The organism is Helicobacter cinaedi CCUG 18818 = ATCC BAA-847 (assembly GCF_000155475.1).
In the GTDB taxonomy this organism is placed as follows: domain Bacteria; phylum Campylobacterota; class Campylobacteria; order Campylobacterales; family Helicobacteraceae; genus Helicobacter_C; species Helicobacter_C cinaedi.
The window spans coordinates 254809-277400 of record NZ_DS990392.1 but is presented as its reverse complement, the minus strand read 5'-3'; the positions used below and the strand labels follow the sequence as shown (position 1 = coordinate 277400).

The 22592-nt window shown below is 40.4% G+C and carries 23 protein-coding genes and 1 pseudogene; 13 read left to right on the top strand and 11 right to left on the bottom strand.

The window, feature by feature from the left end:
• Window positions 1–81: 81 nt before the first annotated feature.
• The 4 genes from kcuS to HCCG_RS05730 all read right to left on the bottom strand — a co-directional run bounded on the left by kcuS (window position 82) and on the right by HCCG_RS05730 (window position 4482).
• The gene (kcuS, locus tag HCCG_RS05745; RefSeq protein WP_002956502.1) at window positions 82–282 is read right to left on the bottom strand and encodes a KCU-star family selenoprotein; all 201 of its coding nucleotides are present in this window, start codon (window positions 280–282) and stop codon (window positions 82–84) included.
• 17 nt (window positions 283–299) lie between these two features.
• A complete protein-coding gene (locus HCCG_RS05740; RefSeq protein WP_034548182.1) occupies window positions 300–1196 on the bottom strand; it encodes a hypothetical protein in 897 nt (298 codons plus the stop codon).
• 11 nt (window positions 1197–1207) lie between these two features.
• Complete coding sequence (locus HCCG_RS05735) at window positions 1208–2029, bottom strand: hypothetical protein (RefSeq protein ID WP_230197910.1); 822 nt, start codon at window positions 2027–2029, stop codon at window positions 1208–1210.
• A gap of 296 nt (window positions 2030–2325) precedes the next feature.
• Window positions 2326–4482, bottom strand: coding sequence for a carbon starvation CstA family protein (locus HCCG_RS05730; protein WP_002956499.1), 2157 nt, complete (start codon window positions 4480–4482; stop codon window positions 2326–2328).
• A 262-nt stretch (window positions 4483–4744) separates the two neighbouring features.
• Between HCCG_RS05730 and HCCG_RS05725 the strand changes: the two genes are divergently transcribed.
• From HCCG_RS05725 to HCCG_RS05715, 3 genes are all read left to right on the top strand, one after another.
• Complete coding sequence (locus HCCG_RS05725; protein ID WP_002956498.1) at window positions 4745–6037, top strand: autotransporter outer membrane beta-barrel domain-containing protein; 1293 nt, start codon at window positions 4745–4747, stop codon at window positions 6035–6037.
• 69 nt (window positions 6038–6106) lie between these two features.
• Window positions 6107–7615, top strand: a complete 1509-nt coding sequence (gene trpF / locus HCCG_RS05720; RefSeq protein WP_002956496.1) for a bifunctional indole-3-glycerol phosphate synthase/phosphoribosylanthranilate isomerase — start codon at window positions 6107–6109, stop codon at window positions 7613–7615.
• Between the two features lie 22 nt (window positions 7616–7637).
• Window positions 7638–8684, top strand: coding sequence for a CapA family protein (locus HCCG_RS05715; protein WP_002956495.1), 1047 nt, complete (start codon window positions 7638–7640; stop codon window positions 8682–8684).
• Between the two features lie 53 nt (window positions 8685–8737).
• Here the strand turns inward: HCCG_RS05715 and HCCG_RS05710 are convergent, their stop codons facing one another.
• The 3 genes from HCCG_RS05710 to HCCG_RS05700 are packed head-to-tail and all read right to left on the bottom strand — an operon-like array spanning window position 8738 to window position 10705.
• Window positions 8738–9304 (bottom strand): hemerythrin family protein, encoded by a 567-nt coding sequence (locus tag HCCG_RS05710; RefSeq protein WP_002956494.1) that lies wholly within the window; start codon window positions 9302–9304, stop codon window positions 8738–8740.
• Between the two features lie 23 nt (window positions 9305–9327).
• Complete coding sequence (locus HCCG_RS05705; RefSeq protein ID WP_002956493.1) at window positions 9328–9903, bottom strand: hemerythrin family protein; 576 nt, start codon at window positions 9901–9903, stop codon at window positions 9328–9330.
• Between the two features lie 58 nt (window positions 9904–9961).
• On the bottom strand, window positions 9962–10705 hold the full coding sequence (locus tag HCCG_RS05700; RefSeq protein WP_230197909.1) for a ribonuclease HII: 744 nt from the start codon (window positions 10703–10705) through the stop codon (window positions 9962–9964).
• A 168-nt stretch (window positions 10706–10873) separates the two neighbouring features.
• On the opposite strand from HCCG_RS05700, the gene HCCG_RS05695 reads away from it, so the two are divergent.
• From HCCG_RS05695 to HCCG_RS05685, 3 genes are read left to right on the top strand one after another with little or no spacing between them, the layout of a single operon-like run.
• Window positions 10874–11698: an ABC transporter substrate-binding protein gene (locus HCCG_RS05695; protein ID WP_015453415.1), complete on the top strand. Its 825-nt coding sequence runs from the start codon at window positions 10874–10876 to the stop codon at window positions 11696–11698.
• A 6-nt stretch (window positions 11699–11704) separates the two neighbouring features.
• A complete protein-coding gene (locus HCCG_RS05690) occupies window positions 11705–12412 on the top strand; it encodes an amino acid ABC transporter permease (RefSeq protein WP_002956489.1) in 708 nt (235 codons plus the stop codon).
• Window positions 12399–13136 (top strand): amino acid ABC transporter ATP-binding protein, encoded by a 738-nt coding sequence (locus HCCG_RS05685; protein WP_002956488.1) that lies wholly within the window; start codon window positions 12399–12401, stop codon window positions 13134–13136. The genes HCCG_RS05690 and HCCG_RS05685 overlap by 14 nt, the downstream gene beginning before the upstream one ends.
• A gap of 16 nt (window positions 13137–13152) precedes the next feature.
• Here HCCG_RS05685 and HCCG_RS05680 read toward each other — a convergent pair whose 3' ends face one another.
• Window positions 13153–13812, bottom strand: a complete 660-nt coding sequence (locus HCCG_RS05680; protein ID WP_002956487.1) for an LbetaH domain-containing protein — start codon at window positions 13810–13812, stop codon at window positions 13153–13155.
• Between the two features lie 135 nt (window positions 13813–13947).
• The gene (obgE, locus tag HCCG_RS05675; protein ID WP_002956486.1) at window positions 13948–15102 is read right to left on the bottom strand and encodes a GTPase ObgE; all 1155 of its coding nucleotides are present in this window, start codon (window positions 15100–15102) and stop codon (window positions 13948–13950) included.
• Between the two features lie 102 nt (window positions 15103–15204).
• Between obgE and HCCG_RS12565 the strand changes: the two are divergent.
• Window positions 15205–15486: pseudogene (locus HCCG_RS12565) on the top strand (glycosyltransferase family 2 protein); the annotation flags it as partial.
• A 323-nt stretch (window positions 15487–15809) separates the two neighbouring features.
• On the top strand, window positions 15810–16613 hold the full coding sequence (locus HCCG_RS05665; RefSeq protein ID WP_002956485.1) for a hypothetical protein: 804 nt from the start codon (window positions 15810–15812) through the stop codon (window positions 16611–16613).
• Window positions 16614–16630: 17 nt separating this feature from the next.
• Here the strand turns inward: HCCG_RS05665 and rpmA are convergent, their stop codons facing one another.
• Entirely contained in the window at window positions 16631–16888 is a 258-nt protein-coding gene (gene rpmA, locus HCCG_RS05660) for a 50S ribosomal protein L27 (RefSeq protein WP_002956484.1), read from the bottom strand.
• 10 nt (window positions 16889–16898) lie between these two features.
• Window positions 16899–17213, bottom strand: coding sequence for a 50S ribosomal protein L21 (gene rplU / locus HCCG_RS05655; protein WP_002956483.1), 315 nt, complete (start codon window positions 17211–17213; stop codon window positions 16899–16901).
• Window positions 17214–17350: 137 nt separating this feature from the next.
• Between rplU and pgp3 the strand changes: the two genes are divergently transcribed.
• The 5 genes from pgp3 (at window position 17351) to HCCG_RS05630 (ending at window position 22573) form a co-directional block, all read left to right on the top strand.
• On the top strand, window positions 17351–18214 hold the full coding sequence (gene pgp3, locus HCCG_RS05650) for a peptidoglycan metallopeptidase Pgp3 (RefSeq protein ID WP_002956482.1): 864 nt from the start codon (window positions 17351–17353) through the stop codon (window positions 18212–18214).
• A gap of 19 nt (window positions 18215–18233) precedes the next feature.
• Entirely contained in the window at window positions 18234–19238 is a 1005-nt protein-coding gene (locus HCCG_RS05645) for an NAD-dependent 4,6-dehydratase LegB (protein WP_002956481.1), read from the top strand.
• A 20-nt stretch (window positions 19239–19258) separates the two neighbouring features.
• Window positions 19259–20425, top strand: a complete 1167-nt coding sequence (locus HCCG_RS05640) for a radical SAM/SPASM domain-containing protein (protein WP_002956480.1) — start codon at window positions 19259–19261, stop codon at window positions 20423–20425.
• Window positions 20426–20489: 64 nt separating this feature from the next.
• Window positions 20490–21701, top strand: a complete 1212-nt coding sequence (locus HCCG_RS05635) for a LegC family aminotransferase (RefSeq protein WP_014666839.1) — start codon at window positions 20490–20492, stop codon at window positions 21699–21701.
• A complete protein-coding gene (locus tag HCCG_RS05630; protein ID WP_034548174.1) occupies window positions 21701–22573 on the top strand; it encodes a NeuD/PglB/VioB family sugar acetyltransferase in 873 nt (290 codons plus the stop codon). Before HCCG_RS05635 ends, HCCG_RS05630 begins: the two co-directional genes overlap by 1 nt.
• Window positions 22574–22592: the final 19 nt, after the last annotated feature.

Sequence of the window (22592 nt, the reverse complement as noted above, 5' to 3'; positions counted from 1 at the left end):
TAGAATCTAAGAGTTTAAAGCCATATTGTAGCAAAATGAAGATAAGTTTTTGTCATCGCAAACCTTGCGAGTTTATCCTTATCAGCACTTTGTCCTACCCGCTCCGTATTTTGCCTCTAATGCCTCGGCAAAAAACTCTTTTTGCGTTTTTGGAATCTTATCGGGGTGGTGGATTCTCATATGTTCCACATATTTATCATAGCTTGGCATACCCACCAGCAAGTGAAAGAATCTATCACTTCGCCGATAGAGAGCTTTAAGCCTAGCAAATAGTTTTTTCACTTTTTTACACTCTCTTTTTAGAATCTATAACTATACTGCAAAAGTAGCCTATGCGTTGAGTTTTCTGGCTCATAGATTGCTGTGGGAGCACTTGTAATGCTACTGCTTGTTCGCATAGGATCTGCTGCACCAATGTGCCAATACTTATACACTAAGCGGATAGACCGCACTGTAGAATCTTCACCATAATATGTGCGACCGATAAAGACACTTAGTCCAAAGCCATTTTTTTGCGTTACATAATAATCATCATTGAATCCATACTCCGAGGCGGTGGAGAGATGATTACCAAAAATTAAATACCGATAGCCTAAGCCATAGTTTAACACACCTTTATTGCCTATATGTGCTTCACCCTCAAGCTCAAGCGGCACATACAAGTAGCCTTGAAGTCTATCCATTGCCATAAATTCTGTGCGGTTGAAAAAATAGCCCAAACCACCTTGGAGATACAAACTCGCCTTTTGAGAATATTTCAAAAGATTATATCCGCCCCTTAGCTCCACATCACCAGCAAACATACCCATCATACTGACAAGCTTTTGCCCATTCCTTTGTGTATTGTCTGTATCAAGTATGCTGCCTGTGTAGATTCCAAGTGCATACCCAAGCCTTGCACTCCCCTCAAGCTTTATTCCCAAAGGATTTACCAAGCCAAGCTCCCCCATAAGCCCAAAAGTTGCGGTATCTATTCTCATTACCCTAGAGCCATCACGCCCTACTTCGCCATAATGATGATAGCCCGTATAAAAGCCCAAAGAGCGATACAAGCCACTTTTCATAAGGCTTTTTTGACTGCCATAAGCGATATATTCTTCATCTGCTATGCCTTCTATCACGCCAAATATGCCAAAACCCACACATAGCATACCTAGCACACAGGCTTTAAATTGAGTTAAGATTCTAGTTTTCATCACAGCACCTTCTAAAACCCAAAGCCCACGCGTAAGCCTACAAAGCTTGTGTGGGATTTAGGATAATGGATTGTAGCAGTTGCATTCGCTTTTACACCCGGCGTGGTAGAATCTGCTGGCATACTGACATTGACGCTTGAAGATGCACCTAAGCTTTCAAATCTCGCATAAAGCTGAGTAAAGAAAAAGGAAGTGGCATTCACATAATACCGAAGCCCCAGCACAAAACGCAGAGCATTTTGCCCTCCATCAAATGTAAGTTTATGCTGTGCATTTCCACCGCCATACACAACTGTCGCACCACTTGCAGCCAAAAGCACATCATACGCAGCAATGTATTCTAGCTTTACTTTATGATTTAAGGCTACATCACCGCGTAATTCTAAAGGCAGATAAGTCCCACTAAACTCCCCCATAACAGGCATATTGACATAGCCAATCGCCCCAACAGATTCACGCAATCCTATGCCAAGATAGAGCGGGTTATCCCTTGTGCGTGTGATGAAGTAATAGCCCAAGCCAAAATTAAAATCAATATTCAGCCCCATACCCCCACGCACCGGTGCTGTGCTTAAAAATTCAGAACCCGCAACAGGAGCAATACCATTAAGATTCCCAGCACTGCCACCAAGACCTACAAACATATTATGTGCGAAGCGATTATCATAAATCGTCTCATACTCATAATAAATCATCGTATGTGCGGCGTTAAACTCACTCTTTCCAGCCTTGTGATTAAACCACGCCTCCTGAATCCCAATCCTATCAATGCTCTCACGCCCCTGCAATAAACACAGAGAGATTCCACACAGCAAAAAAATATACCTTTTCATCTCAAACCTCCGCATAAGTCCTATATACCTTTATTCCATAGATTGCCTTGTAACTTTTTTTTGTGATCACAACATTTTATATAAAAAAAAATATAATGAGCCTTACGCCTACCCTACATTATTTCAAAACGATACAGGATTTCACATTTTTTCACTTTACATTGAGCTTAACAGAGTCTTTATGGATTTCCGCCCCGTAAGATAAGCCTAAAAGCCACTCCTACAAAGGCGGAGATTCTAAGCAACTAAGCTTAGAATCATAAGCAAGAATCTAAAAGGCAGAATCTAACGCACTTTTAATGTGCTCCTGCCATACGCCCTTCAAAATCACTTGCCTTGCGATATGGACTTTCAGCCATTGGGAGTTTCTCTCCATTAGCACAACGCCAACAAATCATCACGCATTTAATCAAAATCAAACAAGTAACCACCATAAACAAGCCACAAAGCAAAGCATTGATGAGATTATTATTTGCAATAGTAGCAAATTTTGCCGCTTCAGCTGTAAGGTTTGCAATGACACTTTCATCTGTTGTTTCTTGAATCTTTTGCATAGTTGCCGCTGCCTTTTGGCTATTAATCTGCCATAATGCTATGTGGCTTACCGCATCGTGCACCTTTTCACCATTTGCTGGGAGAAGTTTTAAGATTCCAGCATAGAGCGTGCTAATAAGCACCCAAGCTGCCGGGACGATAGCTACCCAAGCTTGTTTTGCTTTACCCATTTTGAAAAGCACCACAATCACGGTGAGCAACGCCATTCCCGCTAACATTTGATTAGAAACACCAAAGAGTGTCCAAAGTGATTTTACCCCACCTTGTGGGTCTGTAACACCTTGATAAAGGATATAACCCCAACCAGCCACACAAATTAATGTCGCCACGACACCCCAAAACATTGAGTGAATGTTACCAATAGGCTTATACACATTCCCTAGCACATCTTGCACCATAAAGCGTCCTGCTCTAGTCCCCGCATCAACAGCAGTAAGAATAAACAACGCTTCAAACAAAATCGCAAAGTGATACCAAAATGCCATAGAGCCTTGATTGAAAAGTGGCACTTGAGAGATGATGGTCGCTAGTCCAATAGCAAATGTCGGTGCTCCACCGGTCTTACTTAGAATCGTTGGCTCTCCTACTTCTTTTGCCATACCAAGAATGTCTTCAGGCGTGATGACAAAGCCCCAGCTACTAATCGTCTGTGCAGCAATGGCTGCTGCTTCTGCGACATCTTTTACCCCAGCTGTGCCAAGTGCTGCAGGAGCGACATTGATTGAAAAATAAAGCCCGGGGGTGAGAATCACCGCTGCGATAAGTGCCATTACAGCCACTGCAGATTCCATAATCATAGAGCCATAACCCACCATTCGTGCGTGAGATTCTTTCTCTAGCATTTTTGGCGTTGTCCCACTTGAGATTAAAGCGTGGAATCCGCTAATAGCCCCACAAGCAATGGTGATAAACAAGAATGGGAAAAGCTGTCCGCTAAAGACAGGTCCTGTGCCATCAATGTATTTTGTAACGCTTTCAAATCGCACTTCAGGCATAACCACCAAGATTCCACCTGCCATAAGCACAATAACACCAATCTTTAAGAATGTGCTAAGGTAATCACGCGGAGCAAGTAAGAACCACACCGGCAAAATCGCCGCAACAAAGCCATAAACTATCATTACATAAGTAAGTGTTACCGGAGAGAGTGTAAAAATCTCTGCTAACTGCGGATTTGCCGCAACATCACGCCCATAATACAAGGCTAAAAGCAAGAGTGCAAAGCCAATGACACTTGCCTCGCCAATTTTACCCGGACGGATAAAACGCATATGAAGCCCCATATAAATGGCAATGGGAATTGTCATAGCGATTGTGAAAAGTCCCCACGGAGATTCAGCCAAGGCATTTACCACCACAAGAGCCAAAATCGCAATAATCAACATCATAATGCCTAGAATCCCAACCATTGCGATACTTCCAACACCCTTACCTAGCTCAAGCTTAATGATTTCACCGATAGACTTACCATTCCTACGCATAGAGATAAAAAGCACGGTAAAGTCGTGAACCGCCCCAGCTATCACAACACCCACAACAATCCAAATCATACTTGGCAAATACCCCATTTGTGCCGCAAGGATAGGACCAACAAGCGGACCAGCCCCAGCAATAGCAGCAAAATGATGTCCAAAAAGCACGATTTTATTTGTCGGCACAAAATCGCGTCCATCATTATTCACAACCGCAGGTGTCGCACGATTATCATCAAGCTCTAACACCTTAAAAGCGATGTATTTAGAGTAATAACGATACGCTATGGCATAAATACATACCGCCGCTACCACAATCCACACTGCTGAAATGCTTTCACCCGTATGCAGAGCCAAAACACCAAAGCAGTAAGCACCAATGAGCGAAACAATCGCCCACAATCCTATGCTAAGAATCTTATTCATAACACTCCTTTATTTTGTAAGATGGATTATGGCTCTAAGTCTAAACACTTCAAACTTAAAGGCTATCACGCAATAAAATAAATGTTTGATTTTTTTGAAAAATATGGCAGTTTAGTAACATCATTAATATGAGAAAATTCTATCTGTTTCATTTTGTAATGATTTTTGCGTGATTTTGTGGCTTTTACGCAGTTTGCCTTAAGCTATGCTGGAATAGAATCCGCGGATTTTATATGGTGGGAGCATTAGGGTAGATGGTAGTATGACAAATGCCGCAGATAGTAGCCTTATCTTTGGCTCATATAATGGTAAGCTAGGACAACTCATCGGCAATGTAGATAATCAAGGCAAGATTCAAGTAGATATTGCCAGAGCAGAACTAGGCTCACATCAGCTTATCACAGGCACATTAAGTGGAAATACAAATATAGAGATTCTAGCTAGTGGGGGCAAAAGTGAGTTTATAAACTCTAGCTCGCAAGGCAATGGCTCTATCAAGCTTGAAAAGAACACCCAAGCTATTGATACCTTTCTCCAAAGCCTAGATAAAAATCAAAACAGTATTCTAACAAGCCTTGAAAGTAATTTAGGGCAAGATTCAAAGAGCCTTTATACTTATGGCGATAGGGCGTTTCTCACAAATTTGAGTTCCAATATTGACACTTCTGCGAATATACTAAGCACACAAGCCCCTAGCTTAAGCCTTTGGAGCATTATGCAAAACACCACATTGCCCCTTATCTATCAGCCGCCGATGAAAAGATTTTCATTTAATCTCACTCCTTTTGTCTCAAATGCAAGTAGTGCAAACCTCTCCACCCCACTTTATGGCACAAGCCTAAGCACTTCAGTGCAACACAATGCGTATTCTCTCAGTGTATTTGCCACTTATGCAACTTCTCAAGGCACAAGTGCTTTAAATTCTACACAAACCTACCTTAACTCAACCGCATCGCTTATCGGCACATATAGCAAACTCACTTTCCCAAAGCTTAAGCTAACACTCCTTGCTTATTATGGTAACACACAGCATACAAGCAAACGCGAAGTCTTTTTTAGCTCAAGCACCTTTCAGGGCAAACTCTCCTACAACGAGCTAGGATTGCAAAGCACACTTGGCTATCCTATAAACTATCACAGATTCTATCTTAAGCCATTTTTAGGGCTTTCTTACACGCTTGGTACGCAGGGGGAATTTGCTGAATTTCAAGCAAATAATGCAACTATGCCAACACTTTCTCTTAAAGCCCAGCAATACCACACGCTAAGTCTCTTGCTAGGCACTCAAATGTGTTATTATTTTGGATCTCGTCATATTCTCTTTGGTGGGCTAAATCTACAATATGTCCCAACCTCTACCTCGCAGACAACAGCCTATTTTGGCAATTCACCACTTTACTTTACAAACCCGCAAACGCTTGGCTACACACTTCATTTAGGTGGCTCTGTGCCTTTACATAAACACATCTCACTTAGCCTTTATGCCCTATACGCTCAATCTCACACGCAATTTAAGACATATTCAGGCACACTCAATCTTTCATATTATTTTTAATATTGCCCAAGCTATGCTAGAATACGCCCTATCCACCTATCTCATATCACTTAAGGAATACATAAGCTTATGGTAGAAGTCCTAGCTAAAATTATCGCCAAACGATCACAAGATATCGCCACAAAGGGCTTAGACTTTGGACATACTATCCCACAAAATAGAATCCACCCACTTATCCCACCAAAGCTAGATAAGCCACTCATTATCACAGAGATTAAACGCGCCTCGCCTTCAGCTGGGCATATAGGGGATATACATTCAGTTACACATTTAGCACAGAGCTATCTTAATGGCGGAGCTTCAGCCATATCTGTGCTGTGCGAAGAGCGACATTTCAATGGGAGTTTGAGAGATTTAATGCAGGTTAAAGCTACCTATCCAAATGCCTGTGTTTTACGCAAAGATTTTATACAAGATTCACAAGAGATTGAGATTAGCTATCGTGCTGGGGCGGATATGGTGCTGCTTATTGCGGCGATGTTTATTGATGAAAAAGATGGCTTTTTGCAACTTCAAAAGATTTATGAAAAATGCCTATCTTTTGGCATTACGCCCTTACTTGAAGTGCATAATCAAAGAGAGATTGACTTTATCTCTCCATTGCAACCCGCCCTTGTGGGTGTGAATTCACGCAATCTCCACACTTTTGAGATTGATATACCCTCCGCTTGTATCTTGCGACAATCTTTACAAGATTCTCTGCCCACAAGCAAAGTCATTTTTGAATCTGGCATAGATTCAGCTTCAAGTGGCTTTATGGTAGGCTCTCTAGGCTTTAATGGATTATTATGCGGTAGCTACCTTGTAGCTCACAAAAACCCAACTCACGCTATTCAATCACTTAAAAAAGCCTTTGAGCTTGGCTTTACGCAAAAGCCACGATTCTGTAATGATGTGTTTCACAAATGGCACAGAGAAAAGATTCTTATTAAAATATGTGGTATTACAAGCCTTGATGATGCCCTGCAAATAGGCGAGTTAGAAACTTATGGTGGGGTGGATATGTTAGGCTTTATTTTAGCTAAAAACTCTCCGCGTTTTATAGAATCTAAGCAGATTCAAAACATAGCAAAAGCCCTGCAAAAGCTTTATCCGCATATTTTACGCATAGCTGTGGTGAATGATAAACACTCCTTAAACACCGCTAAAACGCTGTATAAAGAGGGTTATATTGATGGGATTCAGCTCCATAGCCTTAATCCACAAACACCAAAAATGTATGCCAACACTTCGCTTGAAGACGCCCTGTATTGCTACTATGTAGCACAAAATGTAGAGAATTTAGAGGATTTTAGCAAGGAATACGCAGGGGCATTCTGCCTTATAGATTCTAAAAGTATTCAAGGGGGAGGCTCTGGTAAAAGCGTGGCAAAAGATGTGCTTTTATCGCTTAAGGAGCGGTATTTGTGCGTTGCTGGGGGCATTAATCCGCAGAATCTAAAAAGCTTTCTAGCACTCAAACCCTCTCTACTTGATATAAACTCTGGCGTGGAAAAATCCGCAGGGCTAAAAGATATAAACGCAATTCAGCAGATTCTTAACACACTAGAATCTAGCCATAACCCTAAAGCAATATAATCCCAAACACAAAGGAATATCAATGAAAAAGCTGTTTTTTGTATTTTGTGTCATTTTAAATCTTTCGCTTTCTGCTTACACAGATTCTAAACTCACACTTATTATGGCTGGAGACGCCCTGCTGCACGCTTCTGTATATAATGATGCAAAAAGGGAAAATAACCATTACGACTTTAGCCCTATGCTTAAAGCACTTGAAGATGTTGTCCCAAAATATGACCTTGCTTTTTATAATCAAGAGACGATTTTAGGTGGCAAGGAGCTTGGCTTAAGCACTTATCCTGCCTTTAACTCCCCACAAGAATTTGGCGATAATATACTCTCTTTAGGCTTTAATCTTATCTCATTAGCCAATAATCACACGCTTGATAGGGGTGAAAAGGCTATACGCTCCTCCCTTGCATACTGGAAAGACAAACCTGCTCTCACCGCTGGAAGCTATGAATCTTTAAAAACGCGTGATACTCCACAGATTCTAGAAAAAAATGGCATTACATACGCACTTTTAGCCTACACTTACGGCACAAATGGAATCCCCGTTCCAAAGGGCAAAGAATATCTTGTGAATGTCTATACAAAGGCAATGCTTGAAAAGGACATTAAGGCTATACGCGATAAAGTGGATTTGCTGATTGTATCAATGCACTGGGGGATTGAGTATGAGTTTGAGCCAAGTGTAGAGCAGAGAAAATATGCTAAGCTTTTGGCGGATTTGGGAGTGGATTTAGTCATCGGCACACATCCGCATGTTGTGCAACCCGCAGAATACATAGGAGATACTTTAATATTTTACTCACTTGGGAATCTTATCTCCGCACAAAAAGGCACAAATAAACGCATAGGAATGCTAGGAAGCGTGGAGATTGAAAAGCTTGAAAATGGCAAGGTGAAAGTGAAAAATCCTAGGGCAGAGCTGATTTATACCTACTACAATTCACACTTTAAGGATTTTAAGCTAATGTGGTTTAGCGACCTCAACAACGCAATTCTGCCTGATTATAAGAAAATTTATAAGCAATATATAAATATTATCACTCAAGGAAAAAGTGAGATTCAAATTGGGTTATAGATTTAAGATGAGCTACTAGAATCTAGCGGTAGGTAAGATTCTAGCCAAAGATTCTAGCGTTGTGCTTTAAAATGAATGCGTTGATGGCATTCTTTGCAATTAATGGGGTGGGTAGAATTACTCACAAAAATATGCATAGATTCTGTGAGTTTATGCTCCTTGCCCGGACACGCACAAGTATAATAATAGTGCTTGACATCTCGCACTTCACAACTCGCATTTTTCTCCAACTGCTCTTCGCGATACTTTTCAATCTGCATATCCTCTTGCAAAATATGCGTCAAAAGCCAGTCTTTAGCGATTGTTGAAATCATCTCTTTTAGAATCTCCACAGAATGCACATTTTTTACCATTCCTGCCATATCAGCAACAATTGTTCGGTGAATCTTCCTATGCTCCTCCAAGCGTGGATAGCCAATCGCCTGCATATACTGCTCTTCATCTTTAAAGTGCGTTTTCATATAATCAAAAAACTCAATAAGGATCATCTTTACTTCATTGGCTGAACTAGGGCTATTAGCGATACGACACGCCTTATGAGCCAAAGCAAAAAGCATTTGATGTTGCTGGTCAATAATCTCGTGATGAACGCTAAAATCATCGCTCCAATCTGGTAGCATATCTCCCCCTTAAGCTAAGTGATTTATCCAAGTGCATTTTGAACCTTAATGCTCTGCTGACACTCTTTGCAGCGAATACTTTGTGTGCTATTTTTCACAAAAATATGCATAGATTCTGTGAGTTTATGCTCCTTGCCCGGACACGCACAAGTATAAAGGTAAAATTTTTGAGGTTGTTTGGTTGGATTCTTACTTTGAGCTTCTTTGCGATATTTTTCAATCTGCATATCTTCTTGCAAAATATGTGTCAAAAGCCAGTCTTGCGCCATAATCATAATTTTGTCTTTTAGCTCATTTGCCGAGTGAATACTTTTTACCATAGCTGCCATATCAGCAACGATTTTTCGGTGAATCTTCCTATGCTCCTCCAAGCGTGGATAGCCAATCGCCTGCATATACTGCTCTTCATCTTTAAAGTGCGTTTTCATATAATCAAAAAATTGGGTAATCATATCTTTGACTTCATTGCGCGTAGTGTGGCTGTTGGCAATCTTATACGCCTTATGTGCAAGGTCAAATAATATTTGATGTTGCTGGTCAATAATCTCGTGATGAACGCTAAATTTTTCACTCCAACTCGGCAACATAGCAAACCCCATTTCCTTATTTTAAACTGAAAGCGACTTGGATTTTATCTCTTTTATATTTAATTTTAAGTTAAAATAAACATTCTTGCATAAGAATCTTAAAACTTTTGCGGTGATGGGGACAATATCCATTTTTGGCGATGGCTTTTTTATGTTGCAATGTCCCATAGCCCTTATTTTTAGCTAAAAAATACTGCGGATACAGCTTATCAAGCTCGTGCATTTGCCTATCCTTACTCACTTTTGCCACGATAGACGCACAGGATACAATGGGCATAATATCATCGGCTTTCACCAAAGTCTGCACCCCAACGCCACTTTGTGTAAGGATATGTGGAATCTTAGCCTGAAAGGTTGTATTGCCATCCATTATTATTTCCTGTAAAGCATTCTTTGAATCCGTGGAATCTGTAGGATTCTGCTCTACATCTTGTTCTAAAAGATTGTGTTTTGCGGTGTTTTGTTCCACATTTTGCCCTATAAGATTTTGCAAAGTAGCAAAATCCGCAATTCTACACAGAATCTGCTCTATGCCATTTTTCATCGCAATGCTTAAACCAAACTTATCAATCTCCCACGCTTCAATCTGTGCCACAAACAACCCTATTTCGCCCTTATGTTGAGATTCTAACAAAGTTTGATAGATACGCTCTCTTTGCTTTGGGGATAGCTTTTTACTATCTTTTGCACCAAAATGTGCAATATTTTCCTCTCTCCCAATCACACCAGCAACAAACAACGCCCCGCAAATACAGCCTCGCCCAGCCTCATCAATCCCTGCTAACCACATAGAATCTGCACCTTTTAACTTCAAATAGTATCTTTATGCCCCACAAGGCATACCAAAACTGCCCAGATTCTATACTATTTCGCATAAATCTATCCAAAATTCACAGCTCAAGGCTTTATTTTAAGCTTAAGACATTACAATTAAGCCCTTTAATTTATAAAATCTTAAATTATCTTTTATGGAGACATTCAAATGAAAACATTGATGAAGCTGCTAGAATCTTGTAGATCTCTCACGCTATGGGCTAAAAGCCTAGCATTACTTACAGCAACGCTAGGTATATTTACTCTCAATGCGTGCAGTGATAATGATCTTGTTGTAGCCACTTCGGCAAATTTTGCACCTTTTGAATATATTGATGGCAAGGAATTTAAGGGTATTGATATGGATATTGCTGAAGTCATTGCCAAAAAGCTTAACAAAAAGCTTGTAATTAAAGATATGGAGTTTGATTCTGTGGTTACTTCACTTGCAAGTGGAAACGCGCATATCGCCCTTTCAGGCTTGACGATTAACGACACGCGCTCCAAAGTTATTGATTTTAGCCAAACTTATTTTAGTGCTTCACAAATGGTAATTGCTAGGGCTAATGATACACGATTTGCAAATATCACCACAAAAGAAGAGCTTTTAAAAACACTTCAATCTATTCCAAATCTTAAAATTGGTGTGCAAGTCGGCACAGCGGGCGAGTTTTACGCTAAAGGCGATAGCGATTGGGGCTTTGAAGGATTCCATAACGCACAGGTAAAAAGCTTCTCAAATGGGGCATTAGCTGCAATTGCTATGAAAAATGAGCAGATTGACATTGTGATTATTGATGAAATGCCAGCGCGTGAGATTGTCAAGGCAAATAGTGGCACACAGCTCATTGATATTGCCTTGACGAATGAAAAATACGCTATTGGCATAGCACCTAATGATAAAGAGCTTAAGGATTCTATAAATGCTATTCTCAATGAAATCCGGCAAGATGGCACATTAGAATCTATCATCAATAAATATTACGCACAATAGGACTATATGGAACTCACACAAAAATACGAGCTTTTCTATCACCAGTTTATTACAAATGGCGGCTACAAGCTTATCCTAGAAGGGCTTGGCACGACACTGCTGCTTGCTATTGCCGCTCTCATCATTGGCGTGATTGTCGGCACACTTGTAGCCATTGCCATTACGCACAAAACCCCTTCAATCCCGCATAGAATCTTATGTGTGTTTTTAAAAGCCTATGTTGGTTTTTTCCGCGGGACACCCATTGTGGTGCAGCTACTTTTTATCTACTTTGTGATTCTCCCAGCCTTTGGGCTAAAGGGTATGAGTGCGTTACTTGTGGCGGTGGTGATTTTTGGGCTAAATAGTGGAGCGTATGTGAGTGAGATTATCCGCAGTGGAATCTTAAGCATTGATAAAGGGCAAGATGAAGCTGCAAGGGCATTGGGGCTTAGCTCAAGTTTAAGTATGCGTTATATCATCTTCCCCCAAGCGTTGAAAAATTCCCTGCCAACTTTGGGTAATGAGTTTATCGCCTTATTGAAAGAAACTTCCGTGGCAAACTACATCACGGTTCACGATTTGACTTATGCGTTTAAAAGCATAGGCAGTGCGACTTATGAATATATGTTTCCATACTTTTTCCTAGCCCTAGCCTACTTGCTACTTGTGATGTGTGCAAGCTATCTTGTGAAACTCTATGAAAGGAAGTTACGAGCAAGTGATACGCATTAGTGGGCTAAAAAAATATTTTGATTCTAAGCTTGTATTAGCAGATATTCATCTCCATATTAAAATAGGCGAAAAGGTTGTCATCATAGGACCAAGCGGGAGTGGTAAATCAACCCTGCTGCGTTGTTTGAATCTCCTAGAAGTGCCTAGTTCTGGCGAGATTTGGCTTGATGGTAAGATGATTTTCCCTCAAAACAAGCAAGATTCTTGGGACTTAAACAAGGCTAGGACAAAAATGGGTATGGTGTTTCAGCATTTTAATCTTTTTAATAATCTTAGCGTTTTGCAAAATCTCACCCTTGCCCCCACACTTTTAAAACTCTTAAATGAAAATGAAGCTAAACAAAAAGCCCAAACACTGCTTAAACGCATAGGACTACTTGATAAGCAAGATGTGTATCCCTCCCGCCTAAGCGGCGGACAAAAGCAACGCGTAGCCATTGCCAGAGCGCTTATGAATAAGCCTGAAGTTATGCTTTTTGATGAGCCAACTTCTGCACTTGATCCTGAAATGGTGGGCGAAGTGCTTGATTTAATGCGGGATTTGGCAAATGAGGGTATGAGTATGGTGTGTGTAACGCACGAAATGCGATTTGCTAGGGAAGTGGGGAGTCGCATTATCTTTATGAGTGAGGGTAAAATCATAGAGCAAGGCACTCCGCAAGAAATTTTTGAAAACCCCCAAACCCCAAGACTTAAAGACTTTCTAAGCAAAATTAGAAACTAGTCTTTAGAATCTTTATTTACAAATCTTTGTCTATCCCAAAAAACTCTTTTAGCACATTGTGATTGCTAGGCAGGATTCTATGATGTGGATACGAGCCAACCACAATGGAATTGCTCGGCACATCTGTATTGATAATAAACGCATTTGCACCAAAGATGACATTATCGCCAACTTGACACGTCCCAATAACCTTGCTTGACGCACATAGCACCACGCCTTCACCCAAAGTAGGATAACATATCTCGCCATCTCGTGTATCGCCCCCAATAGTGCAGTTTTGATACACGCAAAGATAATTCCCATATCCTGCTCTGCCAAATACACTTCCCACAGGGTGAGTGAGATAAAACACTTCGGGCAGACATATCTCATAATATATATCAATCCCGTGTAGAATCTTATTTAAATAATACACCTTTGTGGCGAGTTTTGCCTTATCTGCTTTATACAGAGAGTGTGAAAGAAAATACAAAAATGTCGCATATTTATCAGTATGATAAAAATCTTCTATGCTTAATTGAGTTTCATAATACTTAAGGCAAATTTGCTTATTGCAACGCCAAAATGCGTCTAACGCCCTTTTCACATCGCTAGATTCTAGCTTTAGAGAATCTAGCCTAGAAAAGAACACATCTATTTGTCCTTGCACAAGCAACAAAACTTTAGAGGTTAGCATAACCCACCCCTAAAAAGTTTGTGTCAATATTTAAAAAATTAGCACAAACAAAGAAATTATTTATCTGTAAGAAGGCACAAAGACTTTGTATTCTATTTTTTAGCTTTGAAGGGCACCCCCCCCCGCAATATTATTTTACTTTTCATTGTATTCCTTTGTTTTATTTTGAGTTGAATGAGAATTACTTAAACTCTTTGCCAAAAGACTTTTTAGCCTATCAATCCGCTGATTTGCCACGCTAGAGATTGTCATAACAAAACATAAATTTTTAGAATCTTGTGTCTTTTGTATATCGCTCTGCGTGTCAAACATAGAATCTAAACTCTCCTGCCTTAAAGATTCTGCTACAATCTCACATTCCCCCGATAAACCCCGCATCGCAGGAAAATGCTTTTTCACAAATGCGTTAAAACTAGATTCTAAATCACTTCCACCCAAAGTATCACTTTTACTTAGCACAATGCCAAAGGGGCGGGTTTGAAGCGTGTGTGAAAACTTTCCTAGCTCATTACACAAGCTTTCAAATTGTAAGGAAATATCCATATCCCTACTCACATCAAGCACAAATAGCAACATTTTAGTGCGTTCAATATGCTTTAAAAACTCTAAGCCTAGCCCCCTGCCTTCACTTGCCCCATCAATAATGCCCGGAATATCCGCCACCACAAACGAGCTATAATCCCCCACATCAACCACACCAAGATTTGGCACAAGCGTGGTAAATTCATAATTCGCAATCTCTGGCTTGGCGTTTGATAGCACAGAAATGAGTGTGGATTTACCGACATTAGGATAGCCCACAAGCCCCACATCAGCAATCAGCTTTAACTCCAAAGCAATATGTCGCTCCTCCCCGCTTAAGCCACTTTGAGCGTAAGTTGGTGCTTGATTTGTGGAGTTTTTAAAATGCGAGTTCCCTAGCCCACCCTTGCCACCTTTCAGCAAACGCGAACGCATAGGGCATTTATCCATATCAATAATAATCTCTTTTGTGTCAAAATCTAGAATCTGCGTCCCCAAAGGCACTTTAATAGTAATGTCCTCCCCTCTCTTGCCACTGCACCGCCTAGCCCCACCGGGCTGCCCATTCTTAGCCTTATAATGCCTTGCTCCGCGGAATTTTGAAAGCGTATCAGTATTATTATCCACCTCCACATACACATCGCCGCCATCGCCGCCATCGCCGCCATCAGGACCACCTTGAATCACAAACTTTTCCCTGCGGAAGCTCACAGCCCCAGCTCCACCCTTACCAGAAGCGATAAAAATATCCACACTATCTACAAACATACACTTTCCTACACTCTAATTTTTGCAAAATCAAAACATTAATAAAATAATACGCTATAATTCCAAACATTCCCTACAATCAACCAACCAAGGAGCGTTACAATGTCAAAAGATACAAATTCATATCAGCCAAAAGTCGCCATTATCGTGCCAATTTACAATGTGGAGAAGTATTTAAAAGATTGCTTAGATTCTCTTATCAATCAAACATATAAGAATCTAGAGATTATACTCGTTGATGATGGAAGCACAGATAAAAGCACTGATATAGCAAAAGCATATTTTGAAAAAGATTATAGAATCACACTTATATGCAAAAGCAATGGAGGACAAGGGAGTGCGAGAAATGCGGGGATTGAATATGTAAGCAATGGCTTTGTTCTAACGCCACTTTTTGAGCCAAAATGCACAGCATTAGATACAGTAGATTCTATAAACCCTACATATACCACTTTTGATTATCAATCTATGCCTTTTACCTTTCAGGCTACGCTTAAGCCAAATGCCCTTAGTGCCAATCATATAGACTATCTTACAGGAGAGACTTTTTCTTTTGCTTCTAGCTATGTAGCTATTGGGGGGGGGGGTATAAGCTAAATTCTTTATCTAAACCGCTTGATTATTCCATTTATTCTTGCATTATTTTTTCTCACTCCCCTACACCACCAAAACAAGTTGAATATATACATTTTGTAGATTCTGATGATATGTTAAGCGTTGATTGTATAGAGCAATGTATAGAGAATATAGGGGAATGCGATATTATTTGGCACGATACGAAGTATATTTATGAAGATGGCATAAGCCCAAGCCCTTATGAACAAAGTATTTTAGAGTGGCTTAAACTTGATAGCAAAGCGATTGAAAAGCCATTAAATGCAAGTGAGATATGGGCTAATATAGAAGGCTTCTCGTGTGTGTGTGGGGGAGTTTTTCATATATCATTATGTGAAAAACTCCGATTTGCTCCGCAAATCCAAAGTGAAGATGCACTCTTTGGTATGCTCCTTTTTGCTAAGGCAAAAGCTATCAAAATTTTACCAAATCCCCTATATATCTATCGCTTAAGGGCAGATTCTACAAGCGATCATACGCTTAAACAAGATTCCACGCTCAAGCCCTATCCACCCTATCTTGCAGAGATAGCCTACACATTTGCTAATAGTTATAAAATCAAGCACTATCACTTTGCCTACTCCTGCACTTATATTTGTCTTGGACTTTTAGCCTATATTGAGAGTTTGGACGATTCTCAATTAGCATTAAAAAATAAACTTATAGAATTTTTACAAGTGAGGGCTGTATATGCTTTTGGTGCTGTGAGTTTTGAATCTGATCCTAAATATGTCCGCCCACTATTAAAGCCTTTAGAACCTTATATGCAAAAAGTAAGTAAAGCTAACAAAATAGCCTATTTTATGCCAAGGATTTTTAAGATTTTAAAATGGATAAATGGGAAAAGGAAGAGGGTGAGAATAGGAAAAATTCAAAATAGCCAGATTCTGCCGTAATGCAGAATCTAAAAGTTTTAAGAAGCGGGGATAACAGAAACTTTCTTGCGGTTTTTGTCTTTTTGCTGGAATTTCACAATCCCATCAATCAACGCATAAATCGTATGATCCTTGCCTAGTCCTACATTATCGCCCGGATGCACTTTCGTGCCTCTTTGGCGGACAATGATACTCCCCGCACGCACAAATTGAGAACCAAACTTCTTCACACCTAAGCGGCGTCCAGCTGAATCGCGGTTGTTTTGGGTGCTACCCTGACCTTTCTTGTGTGCCATTTCTACTCCTTTATTTTGCTATGATTTTGAGAATCTTCACACGAGTAAAATCGCGTCTAAAACCTCTTTTTGTCTTACTGTCTTTTCTTCTGCGTTTTTTGAATGTAACGACCTTTTTGCCCCTGCCTTCGTTAATGACTTCCGCTTCAATCTTAGCACCCTTTACAAAAGGATCACCAATTTGTGCCTTATCATCGCTTACAATGGCTAAAACTTCGTTCAATTCAACCTTTGACTTCGGCTCAAGGCTCATCTTATCAAGTAGCACAATGCTCCCTTCAACAACCTTGTATTGTTTGCCTCCATTCTTAAAAATTGCATACATCGCGTATCCTTGTGAATTGAAGTGTTATTTTTGCTTTTAGAAAACAAAGGTGGCGATTTTATCGCAACATTCTTTAATCTAAGCTTTGAATTGCTATAATCCCGCCTTTTTAGATTCTTATAACACAAAGGATTTATATGCTTTTTTTTCACAAGATTCGGTTTAGAACTGCTTTACTAGCCTTGCTTATGACATTTCAAATGTCAAATCTCTATGCCAAGACACAAAGCCCTAAAGTCCCCACAGCCTATAATGGCACAATCTTTATTTATCAAACTTCTACGCCAAACCCACTTAACTACAATAATGGCAAAAAATCCCTGCATTATATGCTTCACCCTAGTAAAAAGGGGGAATTTATAGCCTTTATTCCCATAGGCTATTATGACGAGGGCGTTAAAACCTTGCATAGCCCAAAGCAAACAGAATCTAGTCCGCAAACAATCAAGATTCTCCAAAAAGACTATCCAAAAAAGGAGCAAATCAATGTCGCCAACGATAAAGTGAGCTATTCTAATGAAGTAGCAAAACGCATAGAACAAGAAAAAAATGCCGCTGTGAAAACTTATGCCACCATCACAAAAGGGCGTTTGTGGGATAAGCCTTTTATCAAGCCGCTAGATTCTGCTATCACTAGCCCTTATGGGAGTGCTAGAATCTTTAATGGCAAGGTTAATAGCTACCACGGCGGCACAGATTTACGCGCCAGTATTGGCACACCTATCCTTGCTACAAATGACGGAAAAGTAGCCCTCGTGCAGGATCGCTACCTTTCAGGCAAATCAATCTACATTGATCACGGCTCTAGCGTGTATAGTGTGTATTTTCACCTTGATGAATTCCTAGTCAAGCAAGGGGATATGGTAAAGCAAGGGCAAGTCATTGCCAAAAGTGGCGATACAGGACGCGTAAGTGGGGCGCATTTGCATTTTGGCATTGTGGTAAATGGCACAAATGTTGATGCAATGGACTTTATTGAACAAGTCAATGCGTTGTTTTAATAAAAATAAAAGGAGATTTATGCAGATTCTAATCACAGGAGCAGATGGCTTTATCGGCTCTCATCTTACACAGGCCCTTTATGAGCAAAGCAAAATACAAGATTCAGTATTTTTTAACGCAAAAATTAAGGCGTTAAGCTTATATAATTCCTTTAACTCGTGGGGTTGGCTTGAAGATATTGATTGTTTGGATTCTATTGAAGTGATAAGTGGCGATATACGCGACCCGCATTTTTGTAAGCATATTTGTAAAGGTGTGGATATGGTATTTCATCTTGCCGCACTCATCGCCATTCCCTATTCTTATGTTGCACCAGATAGCTATGTGGATACTAATATCAAAGGCACACTCAATATCTGCCAAGCTGCACTAGATTCAGGTGTGAAACGCATTATCCACACAAGCACAAGCGAAGTCTATGGCACGGCACAATATGTCCCCATTGATGAAAAGCACCCATTACAACCTCAAAGCCCATATTCCGCAAGTAAAATCGGTGCAGATGCCATTGCAATGAGTTTTCATAACGCCTTTTGTCTGCCCCTTACCATAGCACGACCCTTTAATACCTATGGACCAAGGCAGAGTGCAAGGGCGGTTATCCCAACTATCATTACGCAAATTGCCAATGGGGCAAAGCAGATTAAGCTAGGCGACACGACGCCAACGCGGGATTTTAACTATGTCAAAGATACTTGTGCGGGATTTATCGCTCTAGCCTTAGCGGAAAATACCATAGGCGAAGTTATCAATATCGGCTCAAATGCTGAAATAAGTATCCACGATACACTAGAGCTGATAAAAGAGCTAATGAAAAGTGATGTGGAATTTATCACAGAAAAGCAGAGAATCCGCCCCGAAAAGAGCGAAGTCTTCCGTTTGTGGTGTGATAATACAAAGATTCAATCTCTCACAGGCTTTAGCCCACGATACACACTCAAAGAAGGCTTACAGGAAACAATTGAGTGGTTTTCAAACCCAAATAATCTTGCTAAATACAAAAGTGATATTTACAATATCTAAAAAAATCCAAAGGAGAAAAAATGCCAACTTCACAAAACACAAACCCCACACAAAATGTCAATAGTGGAGAAACGAATCGCCCAAAAGTGAATCTCGCCACCTTGCTAGATTCTAATAAAATTATTCCACATTATGAAAGCATAAGAGAGAGAATTTTAACGGGGGGGGGGGATATACTAAACTCTTTACCACCCATTGCTGCGGAATTTCACTGGTGTGCGAGCTGTAATTACAACTGCGTACATTGTAGCTACGGACAAAGACGCCAAAACAAATCCCGCCTAAGCCCCGAAGTCATCACCCAAACAATCAAAGACTTAAGCTCCCTTGGCACAAAAGCCGCCTATATCTCCGGTGGTGGAGAACCAACTACCCTTAGCAAATGGCACGATTATGCTCAAATGATGCTAGATTCACAAATGGAAGTAGCCCTTATCACAAATTCTGTGGCGATTAAGCCTGAGCATTATAAGCTCTTGCGACAATTTAACTACATTGCCGTGTCAGTGTATTCCACAAAAGAGGAGCAGTATAAGGCAATCGTGGGAGCTAATCATTTTGAGGGGCAATTCTCACTGCCCAAAAAGCTAAAAGATCAAGATTCTAAACTCATCGTTGGGGCAAGATGTGTCATCAATGGCATTAATTACCAAGAGATTTTTAACACCTACAAAAAGGCTATGGAAGAGGGCTTTGATTATATTATCTTTATCCCTGCGGTGGATTATGAGAAACGCTCCATTAATTTGAGTGAAGAGCAAAAGCAAAGTGTATTAAAGCAGATAGAAAATGGACTTTCACACATAAACCCCGCCACGACAAATCTTATTAATGTCAAAAATAATGGTGTGGGGCATTATGGCAGCACATACCTGCCTAAACTCCAAAAAAGCGTGTTATGCAACGCCATTGCTATGCGGAGCAATGTATTTATAAACTATGATGGCGAAGTGTATCTCTGCCAACCCCTTATAGGCAACAAAGAATATAGCCTAGGCAATCTTAACGAGCAGAGATTTTTAGACTTATGGAATGCAAAAAGACATAATGAAGCGATTGCCAAGCTACACGAGAAATTTGCCAAAGGTGCGTGTGAAAACTGCCGAGCTATATCCTATAATGTAGCGATTGATACATTGCTCCAAGGCAATAAACCTGCTATAATCCCAAGCGATAATTTTCTCTAAGATAGTTTTTTTGCTACAATACCAGATTATTGCACGATAACAACACAAAAAGGGGTTAGAATCTATGGGTTCTATGAGTGATTTTAATGATATTTTTAGCTTTATCCGTGAGCTTTATGATAGTCCGCAGGGCTTTATCCCATTACACGAGCCACGATTTATGGGGAATGAGAAGGCATATCTTTTAGAATGTATTGATAGCGGCTTTGTCTCAAGTGTAGGGGCGTTTGTAGATTCATTTGAAAAGGAAATTGCCAAGTTTTGCTCTAGTAAATACGCCATAGCCGCCACAAATGGCACTTCAGCCCTACACGCTACACTTCACGCCCTGAATGTCAATGCAGAATGCGAAGTGATAACCCAGCCTCTAAGCTTTATCGCCACAAGCAACGCCATTGCCTACACGGGAGCCGCTCCGGTATATATTGATGTGGATTTAGACACAATGGGACTATCCCCACTCTCACTCAAAGCCTTTTTAGAATCTTATGCAATAAAAAAGGGGGGCGTTACCTACAACAAGCAAAGTGGCAAGATTCTTAAAGCCTGTGTGCCAATGCACACCTTTGGACACCCTGCAAGAATCCAAGAGATTAAAGCAATATGCGATGAATGGGGGATTTTACTCATTGAAGATAGTGCGGAGAGCTTAGGGAGCTATGTATGCCACACAGATTCTCAAAAGAGTAAAGATTCACAAATCCACACCGGCACCTTTGGAATCTGCGGAATCCTTAGCTTCAATGGTAACAAAACCATAACCTGCGGTGGCGGTGGGGCGATTCTTACCCAAGATGAAGCATTAGCAAAAAAGCTTAAGCACCTTACCACCACGGCTAAAATCCCCCACCCTTACGAGTATAAACACGATATGCTAGGTTTCAATTATCGTCTTCCAAATATCAACGCAGCCCTAGCCCTAGCTCAAATAGAGCAGCTCCCAGCATTTTTACGCGATAAGCAAGACATTGCTAAAGAATATGAAGCGTTTTTTGCTACGCAATTACATTGTAGCTTTATAGGTGCTAGAGTAGGCACACAGCCTAATTTTTGGCTTAATGCCCTACTACTAGATTCCAAATCTTTGCGTGATGAGTTTTTAAAGCAGAGCAACGCTCAAGGCATTATGACACGCCCTATTTGGAAGCTTAATAATGAACTTAATATGTATCGCCACTGCCAAAGCGATGAGCTAAAAAATGCCAGATTCTTGCGTGATAGGATTGTCAATATCCCAAGCAGTGCGAGAATCCATAGCCTTAAAAAGTCTAGCTGATGGCTAAAAGATTCCACATACTTCATCATATTAAGCCAAAGCTTGTGCTTATCGGCGGTGGCGGACACGCTAGGGCTTGTATTGATGTGATAGAGAAGGAAAATCGCTTTAAGATTTGTGGCATTGTAGATTCTAATGCCTTACAAAATGGCATTAGCGAAGTGCTAGGCTACCCTATACTTGGCGGAGATGAATTGCTAGAATCTTTATATACTCAAGTCAAAATCGCCTTTATCGCCCTTGGACAGATTAAAACGCCAACTCACAGAATGCGTATTTACCAAAATCTTAAAACCATAGGCTATAATCTCCCCACTATCATATCCCCACTTGCCTATATCGCAAAGGGAGTGAATCTTAAGGAGGGAAGTATCATTATGCACCACGCCCTTGTGAATGCGAATGCTAAAATCGGCACAGCTTGTATCATTAACTCCAAAGCCCTTGTGGAACACGACTGCGTTGTAGAAGATTTTTGTCATCTCTCCACCGCAAGTGTCATCAATGGTAACTGCCACATCGGCGAAGGAAGTTTTTTAGGGAGCAATATGATTTTAGCTCACAATACCGCTGTTGCCCCAAACTCTCTGCTTTATAACAATCCGCTAGAAGTTTCACAAAATATCTCTCGCATAAGCCCAAGCCTAGCCAACAAAAGCAATTCGCAAAGTAGTTTGCAAGAATCCACCACGCATTATTCCAATAAGAATCTCTCTTTACAAATAGATAAAAATTTAACGGGGGGGGGGGATAGAGTAAAATATCTCTATCCTTGTAACTCCAGCTTTTCTTTCTTTAGATTCCAAGCAATATCTTTTTACCCTTTCTCAAAACATATCACTTCATCTTATCCTGTAAAGATTGCTGTATGAGTGGATTTTACAGCATAAA

Coding starts and splice junctions, on each gene's coding strand:
- HCCG_RS05725 (WP_002956498.1), top strand. CDS start 4,745: ATGACAAATGCCGCAGATAGTAGCCTTATCTTTGGCTCATATAATGGT.
- HCCG_RS05690 (WP_002956489.1), top strand. CDS start 11,705: ATGGAACTCACACAAAAATACGAGCTTTTCTATCACCAGTTTATTACA.
- pgp3 (WP_002956482.1), top strand. CDS start 17,351: ATGCTTTTTTTTCACAAGATTCGGTTTAGAACTGCTTTACTAGCCTTG.
- HCCG_RS05705 (WP_002956493.1), bottom strand. CDS start 9,903: ATGGGGTTTGCTATGTTGCCGAGTTGGAGTGAAAAATTTAGCGTTCAT.
- rplU (WP_002956483.1), bottom strand. CDS start 17,213: ATGTATGCAATTTTTAAGAATGGAGGCAAACAATACAAGGTTGTTGAA.
- HCCG_RS05680 (WP_002956487.1), bottom strand. CDS start 13,812: ATGCTAACCTCTAAAGTTTTGTTGCTTGTGCAAGGACAAATAGATGTG.
- trpF (WP_002956496.1), top strand. CDS start 6,107: ATGGTAGAAGTCCTAGCTAAAATTATCGCCAAACGATCACAAGATATC.
- HCCG_RS05630 (WP_034548174.1), top strand. CDS start 21,701: ATGGCTAAAAGATTCCACATACTTCATCATATTAAGCCAAAGCTTGTG.
- rpmA (WP_002956484.1), bottom strand. CDS start 16,888: ATGGCACACAAGAAAGGTCAGGGTAGCACCCAAAACAACCGCGATTCA.
- HCCG_RS05730 (WP_002956499.1), bottom strand. CDS start 4,482: ATGAATAAGATTCTTAGCATAGGATTGTGGGCGATTGTTTCGCTCATT.
- HCCG_RS05715 (WP_002956495.1), top strand. CDS start 7,638: ATGAAAAAGCTGTTTTTTGTATTTTGTGTCATTTTAAATCTTTCGCTT.
- HCCG_RS05710 (WP_002956494.1), bottom strand. CDS start 9,304: ATGCTACCAGATTGGAGCGATGATTTTAGCGTTCATCACGAGATTATT.
- HCCG_RS05640 (WP_002956480.1), top strand. CDS start 19,259: ATGCCAACTTCACAAAACACAAACCCCACACAAAATGTCAATAGTGGA.
- HCCG_RS05665 (WP_002956485.1), top strand. CDS start 15,810: ATGTTAAGCGTTGATTGTATAGAGCAATGTATAGAGAATATAGGGGAA.
- HCCG_RS05695 (WP_015453415.1), top strand. CDS start 10,874: ATGAAAACATTGATGAAGCTGCTAGAATCTTGTAGATCTCTCACGCTA.
- HCCG_RS05740 (WP_034548182.1), bottom strand. CDS start 1,196: ATGAAAACTAGAATCTTAACTCAATTTAAAGCCTGTGTGCTAGGTATG.
- HCCG_RS05635 (WP_014666839.1), top strand. CDS start 20,490: ATGGGTTCTATGAGTGATTTTAATGATATTTTTAGCTTTATCCGTGAG.
- HCCG_RS05735 (WP_230197910.1), bottom strand. CDS start 2,029: ATGAAAAGGTATATTTTTTTGCTGTGTGGAATCTCTCTGTGTTTATTG.
- HCCG_RS05645 (WP_002956481.1), top strand. CDS start 18,234: ATGCAGATTCTAATCACAGGAGCAGATGGCTTTATCGGCTCTCATCTT.
- obgE (WP_002956486.1), bottom strand. CDS start 15,102: ATGTTTGTAGATAGTGTGGATATTTTTATCGCTTCTGGTAAGGGTGGA.